Origin of the sequence: Methanothermobacter thermautotrophicus, from assembly GCF_014889545.1 — an archaeon.
In the GTDB taxonomy this organism is placed as follows: domain Archaea; phylum Methanobacteriota; class Methanobacteria; order Methanobacteriales; family Methanothermobacteraceae; genus Methanothermobacter; species Methanothermobacter thermautotrophicus_A.
On sequence record NZ_QKOF01000005.1, the window covers coordinates 217,363 to 230,447 of the forward strand.

Annotated in this window: 13 protein-coding genes and 1 pseudogene; 8 read left to right on the top strand and 6 right to left on the bottom strand. The window is 49.3% G+C overall.

Annotation, left to right across the window (positions count from 1 at the left end):
- The first annotated feature begins 36 nt into the window (after positions 1-36).
- A complete protein-coding gene (gene sfsA / locus DNK57_RS03640; RefSeq protein ID WP_192961681.1) occupies positions 37-747 on the top strand; it encodes a DNA/RNA nuclease SfsA in 711 nt (236 codons plus the stop codon).
- A 75-nt stretch (positions 748-822) separates the two neighbouring features.
- Here sfsA and mthK read toward each other — a convergent pair whose 3' ends face one another.
- The 5 genes from mthK to DNK57_RS03665 form a co-directional block, all read right to left on the bottom strand.
- A complete protein-coding gene (gene mthK / locus DNK57_RS03645; RefSeq protein WP_192961682.1) occupies positions 823-1,833 on the bottom strand; it encodes a calcium-gated potassium channel MthK in 1,011 nt (336 codons plus the stop codon).
- Positions 1,834-1,892: 59 nt separating this feature from the next.
- A complete protein-coding gene (locus DNK57_RS03650) occupies positions 1,893-2,165 on the bottom strand; it encodes a hypothetical protein (protein WP_192961683.1) in 273 nt (90 codons plus the stop codon).
- 78 nt (positions 2,166-2,243) lie between these two features.
- Complete coding sequence (locus DNK57_RS03655; protein WP_192961684.1) at positions 2,244-2,801, bottom strand: cation transporting ATPase C-terminal domain-containing protein; 558 nt, start codon at positions 2,799-2,801, stop codon at positions 2,244-2,246.
- Positions 2,725-4,965: a cation-translocating P-type ATPase gene (locus DNK57_RS03660; RefSeq protein WP_192961685.1), complete on the bottom strand. Its 2,241-nt coding sequence runs from the start codon at positions 4,963-4,965 to the stop codon at positions 2,725-2,727. The genes DNK57_RS03655 and DNK57_RS03660 overlap by 77 nt, the downstream gene beginning before the upstream one ends.
- Positions 4,966-5,122: 157 nt before the next feature.
- Positions 5,123-6,313 carry a redox-regulated ATPase YchF gene (locus DNK57_RS03665; RefSeq protein WP_192961686.1) on the bottom strand — a complete coding sequence of 397 codons (1,191 nt, stop codon included), beginning with the start codon at positions 6,311-6,313 and terminating at the stop codon, positions 5,123-5,125.
- Positions 6,314-6,651: 338 nt separating this feature from the next.
- Here DNK57_RS03665 and DNK57_RS03670 point away from each other — a divergent pair, with 338 nt between their 5' ends.
- From DNK57_RS03670 to DNK57_RS03695, 7 genes and pseudogenes are all read left to right on the top strand, one after another.
- Entirely contained in the window at positions 6,652-7,275 is a 624-nt protein-coding gene (locus DNK57_RS03670; protein ID WP_192961687.1) for a cobalt-precorrin-7 (C(5))-methyltransferase, read from the top strand.
- A gap of 330 nt (positions 7,276-7,605) precedes the next feature.
- Positions 7,606-8,163, top strand: a complete 558-nt coding sequence (locus DNK57_RS03675) for an SBBP repeat-containing protein (RefSeq protein ID WP_192961688.1) — start codon at positions 7,606-7,608, stop codon at positions 8,161-8,163.
- Positions 8,144-8,308 carry a hypothetical protein gene (locus DNK57_RS03680; RefSeq protein ID WP_192961689.1) on the top strand — a complete coding sequence of 55 codons (165 nt, stop codon included), beginning with the start codon at positions 8,144-8,146 and terminating at the stop codon, positions 8,306-8,308. Before DNK57_RS03675 ends, DNK57_RS03680 begins: the two co-directional genes overlap by 20 nt.
- A 27-nt stretch (positions 8,309-8,335) precedes the next feature.
- Positions 8,336-8,518, top strand: coding sequence for a hypothetical protein (locus DNK57_RS03685; RefSeq protein WP_320056862.1), 183 nt, complete (start codon positions 8,336-8,338; stop codon positions 8,516-8,518).
- Between the two features lie 93 nt (positions 8,519-8,611).
- A pseudogene (locus DNK57_RS09040) lies at positions 8,612-8,896 on the top strand (SBBP repeat-containing protein); the annotation flags it as partial.
- A 61-nt stretch (positions 8,897-8,957) separates the two neighbouring features.
- Positions 8,958-11,468 (top strand): CARDB domain-containing protein, encoded by a 2,511-nt coding sequence (locus DNK57_RS09045; RefSeq protein ID WP_226891032.1) that lies wholly within the window; start codon positions 8,958-8,960, stop codon positions 11,466-11,468.
- Positions 11,416-11,835 carry a hypothetical protein gene (locus DNK57_RS03695; protein WP_192961691.1) on the top strand — a complete coding sequence of 140 codons (420 nt, stop codon included), beginning with the start codon at positions 11,416-11,418 and terminating at the stop codon, positions 11,833-11,835. Before DNK57_RS09045 ends, DNK57_RS03695 begins: the two co-directional genes overlap by 53 nt.
- Positions 11,836-11,943: 108 nt before the next feature.
- Here DNK57_RS03695 and DNK57_RS03700 read toward each other — a convergent pair whose 3' ends face one another.
- The gene (locus tag DNK57_RS03700) at positions 11,944-12,969 is read right to left on the bottom strand and encodes a H(2)-dependent methylenetetrahydromethanopterin dehydrogenase-related protein (RefSeq protein WP_192961692.1); all 1,026 of its coding nucleotides are present in this window, start codon (positions 12,967-12,969) and stop codon (positions 11,944-11,946) included.
- Positions 12,970-13,085 lie beyond the last annotated feature (116 nt).

Below are 13,085 nucleotides of genomic sequence, written 5' to 3' on the forward strand. Positions count from 1 at the left end.
TTCATTTAGAAGCCTACATATATAAGGATGGTTGCAATGATCATAGAGAATCCCCTCATAGGAAACTACATTGAAAGGCCCAACAGGTTCACAGTCGCTGTTTATGTGGATGGTGAGAGGCGAATCGCCCACCTGAGGGACCCTGGGAGGCTAAGGGAACTTCTGATACCTGGAAACGATGTCATACTTAGGAGGGCCCCTGCAGGGAACAGAAAAACAGAGTTTGATGTTATAGCCCTCCGGAGGGATGATGAGTGGGTGCTTGTAAACTCGGGCTTCCACAGTGACCTGGCTGCCAGCATAATAGAATCCTCAGCAGTGGATGAGTTTCAAGGCTTCAGAATAGAAAAAAGGGAATACAGCTTCGGTAGAAGCAGGATCGACTTTCTGCTGACATCTGGAAAGGAAAGGATGCTCGTTGAGGTTAAGGGTTGCACCCTTGTCAGGGGGGAGCTTGCACTTTTCCCTGACGCCCCCACAGAGAGGGGCAGGAGACACGTTGAGGAACTGGAACATGCCCTCTCTGAGGGCTACCGTTGCAGTGTCCTATTCCTCGTATTTGGGAGGGGGGCACGTTTTTTCTCTCCAAATCATGAAATGGACCCTGAGTTTTCATCGGCACTGAGAAGGGCCCATGAAGCAGGTGTAAATGTAATACCCTACACCCTGGCCACTGATATCAATGGAAAAGTCCTTGTCTACCCCCTCAGGAGAATACCGGTACGCTGGCCTGATGAATCACCGTAAATCATATCCAATGCTGTGGCATCCCTCGCCAGGAAAGTAGGGGCCTGATGAATCACCGCAAATCCCTCTGAAAGTTCAGGCCCCGATGTACTCCCTCAACCTTTCAATCTCATCTGGTTTTCCTATGCCAAGTATGATATCCCCTGCCCTGAAGGAGTAATCCCTGGGGGGGTCTATTATGAGTTCATCCCCACGTCCCACTCCGATTACAATGACACCGGTCACCTCATGGATATCGGCGTCAAGCACTGATACTCCCTCAAGTTTGCTCCCATCAGGAACTGGAAGCTCCACCATCCTCCTCGTGGATTCCTCTGCAAGCACATCCTGTACAAAAATTGCCTCATAGCCGTCATCGATACTCCTGGACATCAGCCTCCCTGATATGACAAAGGGGGATATCACCTGATCAGCCCCCGCCATCCTTAACTGCTCAATGTTCTCATATCTCTCAGCCTCGGCTATGATCCTTACGGATTCATCTATCTTCCTTATGCCAAGTATGCAGTGTATGGTCTCTGAATCAGATTGAAGGTCCACTATAACCGCCCTTGCGCCCCTTACATTGGCCTTTTCAAGGTCAGAGACCCTGGTGGGGTCCCCATGGACGAAGTTGGCCCCGATCTTGAGGACCTTCTTCCTGACGTTCTCATCCTCTGCAAGCACAAACACCTCACTCCCCCGGAGTTCCCTGAGGCACTCAAGTGTGCTCTCACTCCAGCCACATATAACCACGTGCCTTGATTTAGCCACATCTATCAGCCCCATTAATTTCATCTGCTCCCTGTTTATGAGGAACTCTAAAAATCTTTCAACTGCAACCGCGAAGGTTCCTATGCCAAGTACAATCAGTGTTACGGTGAAGTACATTCCAAGGGGTGTTGAGGGACTGTAGTCACCGTAACCAACCGTCGCTATGGTTACAAAGGTCCAGTAGAAGGAAACAGTCCATGACTCTCCCTCTATGAAGTGGAACCCTGCTGTGCCGTAGATGATTACAGCAAGGACAAGGAGAAGTATGCGGGTGGCCGGGACCTTTAAAACCCGCGGGAGTTGTTTCCTTATTATCTCAAATACAAGGACCATCTACCTCGCCACCTTCATCAATAATGGTCAAAGATTCCACCAGCCATCCAGTCACTAGATCAGCGCCTCAGATAGACAAGAACCAGCACAGCTATCACAACAATTACAATGACAAGAACCAGGAGCCATACCCAGCCTCCTCCAGGAGAACCGTCACCACCGCCAGAATCTTCATCATCGAAGTCGATCTTATGTTTTGATGAGCTCTTAAAACCGCCCCCAGCCTTACCCTTGACGAAGGGCTTCAGGGTGTCATCTGAGTGGGCCATGCAGGTCCCTAGTGATGAACCCGCCACGAATATCATGAGCATGAGAAGAGCTAACCATCTCATACCAGCACCTCCCTTTCTTCAATTAATCATGGTTCAGTCAGAGTCCTATAAATTAGTATCCCTGACAATCCATGATGTTCACGCCAGCCTCCTCTGTATGAACTTCCTCATCTCATCTGTAAGGAAGACTATGGGCGGGAAGAGTATCAGGATGAACCACTCCATGATTCCCGGTGGGGCTGTGCCGAAGATGGGCTGCAGTGGTGGGAGGTAGATAACAAGGAGCATCACCGAGATTGCAAAGACCATACCTGCCAGTATCCACCTGTTCCTCAGGAGTCCCACTTCAAGTGCTGATGAACGTAGGGTCTGTGAGGAGAGGAGGTTACCCAGCTGTGCCATGACTATACCAGCAAAGACCACAGTTGTGGCCCTCATGTAGAGTGGGTCAGTGGCTGAAAGTTCCTGGCCCGGGACCCATCCACCTGAATAGAGAACCAGGAAGTAGGCTGACATGATAAGGAGTGCCTCAATTGTCCCTGTGAAGAGGTAACCCCTCAGGATGACCTCCCTGTTAAGGAGCCTCTCTGATGGGGGTCTGGGGGGCAGTTTCATAACATCAGACTCCGGCGGGGATCTTCCAAGGGCCAGGGCCGGTAGGGTGTCCGTCCCAAGGTCTATTGCGAGTATCTGCATTATGGTTATCGGGAGGGGGTATGCTGAAGAGCACCATCATAATGAAGGGGACTATTTCAGCTGTCTCATGAGAAAATATGTAGGTTATGAACTTCCTTATATTCTCATATACCGTGCGGCCCTCCCTGACTGCGGTCACGATACTTGCAAAGTTGTCATCTGCAAGGACTATGTCTGCCGCCTCCTTCGCAACATCGGTGCCGCTTCCCATGGCAACACCTATATCTGCCTTCCTGAGGGCTGGTGCATCGTTAACACCGTCACCGGTCATGGCAACAATTTCATCTGAGTCCTCCAGGATGGATGCTATCCTCATCTTATGCTCGGGGACCGCCCTTGCGAATATAAGGTCCCTCTCCCTGGCCAGTATACTCCTGAGTTCGGTGTCTGTGAGCTTATCCAGCTCCTTCCCCCTGATTATCCTGCATTCACCCTCCACTATCCCGATCTCCCTGGCTATGGCCTCTGCTGTTAGACCATAGTCGCCGGTTATCATTATGATCCTTATACCTGCAGTCTTGCAGCGCTCCACAGCCTCCTTAACCCCCTCCCTTGGCGGGTCATACATGGCCGCCATGCCCACCAGTACAAGGTCCCTCTCAACCTCAGCGGGGTCCCTGATCTCAATGTCTTCCGGGAGTTCCCGGTATGCGAAGGCAAGTACACGAAGACCCTCCGAGGCCATTTCATCATGTATACCTATTATCATTTCCTTCTCATCTTCATGGAGGGCTCTGACCCTTCCATCCACAGATATGCGGTCTGATAATCCTATTATCTTCTTCGGTGCTCCCTTGACGTAGGCCACCATCTTCCCTGATTTCTCATGGATGGATGTCATTGACTTCCTCCTGGAGTCAAAGGGGAGCTCTGTTATCCTGGGCATCGCCTCGAGTTCTGCCTCAACATCAAAGCCCATCTTCTCTGCTGCTACAAGGAGGGCACCCTCCGTTGAATCACCCAGAACCCTCCATTCTCCTTCCTCCTGCACGAGGGCTGAATCATTGCAGAATGTGGCTGCCCTCATGAGGAGCCTCAGCTCATCCATATCCCTGTGGCTAACTGGTTCATCCCTGAATAGGAACTGTCCCTCTGGTCTGTAACCAGCCTCTGTGACCTCAATGATTTTGTTGGGGATCCAGATCTTTCTAACCGTCATTTTACCCTCTGTAAGGGTCCCTGTCTTATCTGTGCATATGATTGTCGTTGATCCCAGTGTCTCCACACTGGAAAGTCTCTTCACAAGGGCGTTCTCCCGGGCCATCTTCCTTGCGGAGGCTGCCAGGGAGAGTGTGACGCTCGGAAGGAGGCCCTCCAGAACATTTGCAACCATCAGGCCAATGGCGAATATGAATGCTGTTTCAAGGGGGAGTCTGACTATGTAGAGGTTCACCAGGAAGAGGATGACCCCCATGGCAACCGCCAGGGCCCCTATGATCCTTGCGGCCAGGGATATCTGTCGCTGCAGTGGGCTGGGTTCCTCGCGCACCTCCTGGGTGAGTGCCGCTATTCTGCTGAACTCGGTGTCCCTGCCGGTTGCAAATACCGCGGCCCTTCCTGTGCCCGAGGTCACCTGGGTGCCTGCAAACAGGATGTTCTCGGTGTCTATGTAGTTATCAGCCTCCCTGACAGGATGTGAAACCTTTCTCACAGGTTTGGATTCTCCGGTCAGTGCTGATGCATCCACCCTCAGGTTGTGTGATTCAATGACCCTTGCGTCAGCAGGGACCGTGTCCCCCTCCTCAAGGATTATGATGTCCCCGTGCACAACATCAGCTGCAGGTATCAGGACCTCCTCTGAGGCCCTTATAACCTTAACCATAAGAGGTAGAATGTTTTTAAGGGCCTCTGCTGCCTTCTCAGCCTCATATTCCTGCCAGAAACTGAAGAGCGCGTTTATGATGATAACCATTACAATGGCCACTGAAAGCTGGTAGTTGCCTGTTAGAAAGGATAATATGGCCGCAATCCAGAGAAGCAATGCAAGCACGTTGTACAGGTTTGATAGAAAAAGGAGGATTACTGGTCTCTTTCTGACCTCTTCAATTTTGTTGGGTCCATGGATCTCAAGGCGTTTTTTAGCCTCCATGGGGTTAAGGCCTGATTCTGATGTTTCAAGCCTGCGGAGGACCTCCTCCACCTGAAGTTCACATATGGATGTCATGGTTCACACCACAGTTACACTTGAAAGGCACCACCCTCATTATTAAATTAATGTAATACTCTCATTCCATACCCTTGTGGTTGCACAGCCACATACAGGAGGCTTACACTTGAAATGCACCACTCACATTATTAAATTAATGTAATATCCTGTGAAACTATCTGCTGCATATAATGCTTATTATGTCCCCATCCTCCAGTTCATGGTCGGATGCGACCCTCATGCCCTTCCTGGCGTCCACAGCATGGAGGAATGATTCCCCTATATCCGTGTGTATCCGGTAGGCGAGATCCCTTGGACTGGATCCCCGGGGTACGAGGATGGCGTCTGGCAGCACGTTTCCCTTCTGGTCAGTGAATCTGTGCTCATCCTCAACAGGGAATACAACTATCATGTCCAGAAGATCGAATACTGCCCTGTTGATGGCCTCCTGGACGCCTGTGCTCCCGTAAACCTCCAGGACATTTTCACGTATGTACTCGAGGGCAGCCCTCTGTTTATCTGTGAGGCCTGATTCATCGATGATCTTAAATTCGCTGTCACCAGGTGTGTAACTGATTAAACCTGCCTCTGATGCCCTCCTTAGGGCCAGTTCGGCCTCTGCAGATGCAGGTACCACGTGGGGGTAGGCATCCTTAAGGCGTTCAATATTTTCACTGGCTGATGGAAGGTCAGCCTTATTTGCAACTATGAGCATTGGCTTTGCTATTCTGAGGAGTTCACCAAGGAACTGGAGGAGTTCATCCTTCCCCCATGAATAAACATCGGCATCCACCTTCCTTGATGCCTCAATGATATCCTCGGGTGTTATCCCGGTGCCTGAGAGCTGTTCATGTATGATGCGGTTCATGTCGAGCTTCTCTGAGGCCGCCTTCCTGAGGAGTCTCTCCCAGTTCCTCTCAAGGATCCCGTATAGCCACATGGTTATCTCCTCCTCCAGGAACTCAACGTCCTCCATGGGGTTGTGGCTTCCGGGTTCAACAGGCCTTCCCTCCTCGTCGGTGGAACCCGAGGCGTCTATGACATGGAGGAAGGCCCTGGCCTGTCTGAGATCATCCAGAAACTTGTTACCGAGACCCCTCCCCTCATGGGCCCCGGGTACCAGGCCAGCTACGTCTATGAGCTCCACAGGTATTAGTCTCACACCATTGATGCACCGGGAGTTTCTGGGGTTGCATTCAACTCCAAGCTCACTGCAGGGGCATCTGCAGGATGCATAGGCTACTGCATGGTTGGCGTCGATTGTTGTGAATGGATATGATGCAACCTCGGCCTCAGAGAGGGTGGCTGCATTGAAGAATGATGATTTTCCAACGTTGGGTTTTCCTGTGACTGCAATCTGGATCATTGTTATCACATTAATAGGTAGTGCAGTGATATTATAATAAATGTTGGTCGTGTGGTTGATGTATAGGGCACCCACCAACCACGAGATACTGTATGATGGTAGTGTGGGAGCAACATTAAATCTGTGAAGTTAGAGAATTGACTTTGTATAACCTGAATGCTCCTGAAAATGCTGATTTGCTTGGTAATCAGAGGTGGTAAGCTTGACTCTGAACCAGAACTACTCGAACTAAAAATAGAATTAGACAAACAGTAATCAGAGGTGGTAAGCTTGACTCTGAACCAGAACTACTCGAACTAAAAATAGAATTAGACAAACAGTAATCAGAGGTGGTAAGCTTGACTCTGAACATAGTGGGAATAGGTCCCGGATCTGCAGATTACATCACACCTGCTGCAAGGAATGCTGTTATGAATTCAGACGTGGTATTTGGAAGTCGCAGGGCCCTTGAACTTTTTCCATCCGCCAGGAAAACCGTGGCTCTGGGTGCCAGTGATATGGAGGAGACACTGGGGAGGGCCGCTGAACTTGCAACTTCCCTGGAGGTCTCTGTGCTCTCCACAGGGGATCCTGGATTTTCAGGTGTCCTCAAACCCCTGAAGAGGATAATATCATCCCGTGGACTCCAGGTGGAGGTGAGGGTTGTGCCTGGAATCAGCTCCATCCAGCTATGCGCGGCGAGGCTCCTCATCCCCTGGGATGAAGCTGATATAGTTACCCTTCATGGACGGAGGGAGGAGGGGATCATGGATGTGATTGATAATGGCAGACCAACCATAATCCTTCCCTCAAGGAATCCCTCCCAGACCGCAGCATTCCTCATTAAAAGTGGAGTTGACCCTGATAGGATGGTGGCGGTATGTGAAAGGCTCAGCTATCCCGATGAGAGGGTTCTGACATCAACACTGGGGGATGTGAGGGAATCTGAATTCAGTTACATGTCCATCCTGGTGATCCCCTGAATCCCTTATTCGCAGATTTCAGGTCCTTTAACTCATTCTGATATTAAAATGGGATTTTCCGCTGATCCCCCATGCCGGGATCTCCATGATACCTCCACCCCATATATAACGAAGTATTCTGGCAGAGTTCTGGATGTGTTCTGGGGATTCCAGATCCGGAATTAATACTAATTAACTCCCATATTAACAAAAATCTCCTTTTAGATCCCTTTTCATTCTATACCCTCACTAGAACAGTTTTTTGATTTGTTGAACTATAAAGCCAAGTTATTAATTTCAAGATTAAACCGCAAATTATATGCATTATAAATATAAAAGTAAGTTCCATGTTTGGGAGGTGATAAAATAGATCTATACAAAAGTTTTTCTCTCCTATTCTGCACCCTATTCCTCCTATTCATACTGCAGGGTACGGTAGCTGCAGAATCAGCCTACACAGTGGACTACTCCACCTACATAGGTGACAGGGTGGTTGATGAGGCACGTGATGTCTACGTGGACGACTCGGGATACATCTATGTGACCGGCTCAACACATGTGAACGGATCAAAGGACGTCTTTGTCACCAAGTTCAACGTAACAAGGGAGGTCATATATCACAAGACATTCGGTGGACCAGGAGACGACTGGGGTCACAGAATAATTGCAGATGGAGATGGATACGCCTACGTTGTGGGTGAGATAAGCCATGATGGTTTAAAGGTTGCTGACGCCTTCATATCAAAGATAGACCCATCAGGCAACGAAGTTAAGAGGATATACATTGGGGGTTCAGGCTATGACGTTGCAAAGGGCCTTGCCATTGACCAGGAGGGCAACTTCTATGTCGCTGGCTACACAATCTCAACAGCCCTCACGATATCGGAGCTTGAGGGGGGGCACAGTTAGAGTTGCAGGGACCAGCCAAAACGCAACTCTAATAACAGACTGGACCTACCATGGTGGATACGATGGATTTCTTGCCAGGTTCGACCAGGACCTCAATTTTGTAAATATAAGATACTTTGGAGGATCATGGGACGACTACTGCTAGGGGATTTCCATTGACTATGCAGGTAACATATACACTACAGGGTACACCTACTCCGATGACTTTCCGGTGACCTTTGATGCAATATCCAGTTACAAGAGGGGAGCCACCGATATATTCCTATCAAAATTCACGCCAGAACTCATTCTTGATTATTCAACCTACCTTGGAGGTTCAGGCCAGGATCTGTTATTCAATCATATCCTCCGATAACGGCATTTACCTTGCAGGTAAACCAATTCATCTGACTTTCCGGTGACATTCAACGCCTACCAGAAAACAAGGAATGGCACTGATGGTTTCATCATGAAAATCAAGGCCTACTCAGGGGAATACTCAGTTGAATACTCAACCTACCTCGGTGGACGGGGAGATGACTCAATAAATGACATCTCACTTGATATACATGGAAACCTCTACCTCACCGGTTTGACTGGATCAGATAACTTCCCTGTGACATATGGAGCCCATGACAGTTCCCTTAGTGGTGTGGACGCCTTCGTCATGAAATTCAGCGCACCGAAAAGCGTTCTCTACAGCTCATACCTGGGTGGCATCGAGGCCGACCAGGGCTACGCTGTGGCAGTTGACAGGTACCAGAACATCTATGTTGCAGGTAAAACATGGTCCTCAAACTTCACTGTAACACCGGATGCATGTAAAGAACCTCACAGGACTCTCCGATGGCTTCCTGACAAGATTCACGCCATTCATGATAAGCAACATCGAAGTCACACCCCTCAACGGAACAGGACCGCTCACAGTTACAGTCACAGGCGACATAACCAACTGCGGAGATTCGACAGGGTGGTACAGACTCGACCTGTATATAAACGGTTACAGGACCATCGGGGACTGGGTCGAGGTTGGTTCACAGGAAACAAGGACCTTTGAATTTGAATACACCCTGAGAAACAGCAGGGCATACTCTGTGGGTGTGAACAACCTGCCACCGGTGACTGTCAGGGTATTCAGCGGCCCACTCATAATCCCAGAGAACCTCAAGGTGACACCATACGCTGGCCAGGAGCCCCTCAGGGTGAATGTGACAGCCGACCTTGTAAATTACGGTGATCTGCCAGACAACTACACAGCGGAGCTTTACATAGACGGTGTGCTTGTTGAAACCAGGAATGTCACTGTGAATGCCAGTAGCAGGACCACGGTATCCTTCAACAGGACCCTTCCAGCAGGATTGTATGAAATCACCATCAATGACCTTGAACCCGAGTGGGTCTATGTCATGGAGGGGGAGAAGTTCTACATAGAAAACTTCACACTGACACCCCAGAGCGGAACCGCGCCACTAGCAGTTACAGTCAGCGCCATGATCACCAACATCGATTCAAGGGCAAGAACCTACACGGCCGTGATCTATGTCAACGGTGAACCAGACCATGCGGAAACCCTAGATATTCCAGCAGGAGGCACAGTACCATCCAACACAACTGTAATTCTCCCTGAGAGAGGATTCTACACTATATCACTCAACAATAACGTCTCTGGAACAGTTAGGGCCCTCAGTGAGGCCAATTTCACATTATCCAATGTTACAGTGTCCCCTGTGGAGGGCAAATCACCACTCAACTTCACTGTCAGTGCTGTCGTGAGGAACCATGGTGACCTTGCAGGCAACTTCACGGTAACACTCTACCTTGATGATGTCTTATGGGAAACCAGAACCGTCAGTGTCCCTGGTAAGAGTTCAGTACTAGTCTCATTCAGGAAGGAGCTCACTGTTCCTGGAGAATACCATCTGCATGTGAACTCAGGAGACGATGTAATTGTCAGGGTGCTTGAACCTGACCCAAGGATTACAGGTTTCAATGTAACTCCTGTGACAGGTCCGGCACCATTAAGGGTAACGGCGTCTCTGAACGTCACAAACCCCCATGACCTGGTTATAGGTTTCACTGCAAGGCTCATGGTTGATGGTGTGGCCGTCCAGGAAAACACAGTCAGTCTAAGTCCAGGTGAAACAAGGGAAATCCTCATGGAGACCCTACTAAACCCTGGAAACCATACAGTTGGAATCAATGATTTCAGTAAAACCGTGCGTGTGCTGAGACCAGCGAACATAACCATCTCAGATCTGCGCGTGACACCAACCTCAGGTTTCAGTCCGCTTACAATACTGGCCACTGCAACTGCCAGGAACACCGGCGAGGTTGACGGAAATTACACTGCAGTCCTCTACATTAACGGTCTGGCGATGGATGAGAAGAATGTCACAGTTGGGGCCGGTAGAAGTGTCCAGGTGGCCTTCAATTACACCATGAATAATCCGGGGATATACCTTGCTGGAATAGGATCCCTCACACCAGTAGAGGTAAGGGTACTCAGTGAACCGACACTCTCAAACCTCACTGTAACGCCACTTTCAGGTGTTTCACCACACAGGATAATGGTCACGGCCATAGTAAGCACCCCTGAGAATGGTTCTGGAAACTACACTGCAATGCTTTACATTGACGGTGTGAACGTCCAGAACAGGACCGTCAAGGTCATAGGCCCGGGTTCAGTGCCTGTCAGCTTCACAGCTGATATAAATGAAATAGGGGAGCACCAGGTGACGGTCGGGTCACTCCCGGCAGCAACAGTGAGGGTTCTAAGACCTGCAACCTTCATCGTTGACAGCCTGAGTGTCTCACCATCCAGCGGGACCATACCCCTCAGGGTTGAGGCAAGTGTCAGGGTGACCAACGTTGGCGATATTCCAGGTAACTACACCGCGAGGCTCTACATTGACGGTGTGAACGTCCAGAACAGGACCGTTAATGTGCCAGCCGGTGGGGAGGTCACAGTTACCTTCAACTACAATATAACACAGAGGGGCAACCACACGGTGTGGATAGATAACCCGCCAGGCATCAATGTGAATGCACTGAAACCCGCCACCCTTGAAGTGAGATCATTCATTGTTACACCGACAAGCGCTGTGGAATCAGTGAATGCAGATGTCACTGCAGAGATAGAAAACAGTGGTGACCTCGAAGGTGAATTCAGCATTCCATTCTACCTCAACGGATCACTCATAAGGAACCAGACCGTCAGGCTTGGACCGGGTGAGAGTCAGGCCATAAGCTTCCAGCAGTACCTTTCAGGACCAGGTGTCTACACCCCTCAGCCTCGGCGGCCTCAGGAACAGCACAGTATATGTTAACCCTGCCAAAAGAACATACTCATTCACATTCAGGAATACAGGGAAATACACCACCACAGTGACATACTATGTGACGGTCTACTCATCAAGCGGTGCAAAACTTGGATACAGGTCATTCAAGTTCACACTGAACCCCGGCAGAAGCTACTCAGCAACCATCGGGTACTACCCATACGATGCAAGGATAGTGACAACAAGGAAGATCTACAACCCCAGCCGCTACACAAGGACCATAAAACTCTCAGAGACCTTCAGGGCAGACACACTATCAGCAACACTAAACTACAGCTACACCATAAGGGGCTACCGGTACGTGTACATAACAAAGACCTTCAGGGCGGTTAACATGAAAATAACCGTCACCTGATCTTTTTCCTATTTTTTTATTAAACAGGGCTTATTCCATGCTGACAAACACACAGCACTGAGATGATCAGAAAAAATTACTTCAACAAAATAAGGATTAAGGAAAAAATTATTCGAACATCTTCCTCATGCATCTTCTTATAGTACCCTCGGCTGCCTTTCCACCCATGAGGTTCTTTATCTCCTTTGCAAGGGCCTGTGCAGCCACAAGATCCGTGTGCTTGATCTCACCCTTCTCTATCCATTTATTCACCTCATCGTCAAGGTCTGATAGGGTTTTGAGTGCTGCATCAAGTTCCTCCTGCTCCTCAAGGAGGTGCATTGATTTAGCGCTCCTCACAAGGAGTTCAGGGTTCATGGCCTTGAGCATTCCATTAACACCTGAGGTTTCAACAAGTGACGCTATTGTCTGGAGTGTCATGAGGATCTGCTTCTCAACCATCTCCTTAGGGGCCCTGATTATCTGTGTACCCACATAGTAGTAGTCAAGGACACCTGAAAGTGTTACAGCTGTTACCAGGGACCCCATATCTGCAACTGCACTTGATACGTCGGCAGGTACAACATAGGCTGCCTTACCGCAGCTTTCAGCGAGTTCAACGCATTTTGATATCTGTTCATCTGTTGCTATGTCAAGTTCACTGCTTGAGTGTCCCCCTATGACATAGTGGCCATGCTGTGGTGTCCCGGGGACGGCTGCAGGGTGCATTGATGCTATACCAAGATCCTTACGGTCCCTTCTAAGCTCCCTTTCAAGGACGTAGTAGAGGACCACAGGTGAGACCGTACAGGTGTTTGCTATGACAGCCCCCTCTGGCAGGTGCTGTGTTATGTCCTTTGCTATCTCAAAGGTCCTTTTACCGAAGGGTGTGAAGAGTACTGCTATTTCAGCATCACTGGCTGCCTCAGCATCGTTGTCTGTTACAGTGACCCCTGCGTCCTCAACCACCTTCCAGTGTGCATCATCCAGCATTTCCCTTGCTGGTTCTGCCAGTACAACATCATGTCCGGCCTCTGCAAATTCAATTGCCATTCTGCTTCCGCCGTAGGGTGCCTCCCCCCCATACTTTTCAGGCAAATTCAGCTGGTCCACATAAAGTTTCTGGTTACCCGCGCCATAAACTGCAACTTTCATAGTGCTCACCTAACATTAATATATTGTTAAGTAATTTGAATGAATATTATAAATTTTGGCATTTTTTTCTTTGAAAAAAATAGGGTCCCCTAACATCCTAAAATACACAGGAAAGT

Excerpts from the sequence above, each read along its gene's own strand:
- sfsA (WP_192961681.1), top strand. The coding sequence starts at position 37 with ATGATCATAGAGAATCCCCTCATAGGAAACTACATTGAAAGGCCCAAC.
- mthK (WP_192961682.1), bottom strand. The coding sequence starts at position 1,833 with ATGGTCCTTGTATTTGAGATAATAAGGAAACAACTCCCGCGGGTTTTA.
- DNK57_RS03650 (WP_192961683.1), bottom strand. The coding sequence starts at position 2,165 with ATGAGATGGTTAGCTCTTCTCATGCTCATGATATTCGTGGCGGGTTCA.
- DNK57_RS03655 (WP_192961684.1), bottom strand. The coding sequence starts at position 2,801 with ATGCAGATACTCGCAATAGACCTTGGGACGGACACCCTACCGGCCCTG.
- DNK57_RS03660 (WP_192961685.1), bottom strand. The coding sequence starts at position 4,965 with ATGACATCCATATGTGAACTTCAGGTGGAGGAGGTCCTCCGCAGGCTT.
- DNK57_RS03665 (WP_192961686.1), bottom strand. The coding sequence starts at position 6,313 with ATGATCCAGATTGCAGTCACAGGAAAACCCAACGTTGGAAAATCATCA.
- DNK57_RS09045 (WP_226891032.1), top strand. The coding sequence starts at position 8,958 with ATGCATGTAAAGAACCTCACAGGACTCTCCGATGGCTTCCTGACAAGA.
- DNK57_RS03700 (WP_192961692.1), bottom strand. The coding sequence starts at position 12,969 with ATGAAAGTTGCAGTTTATGGCGCGGGTAACCAGAAACTTTATGTGGAC.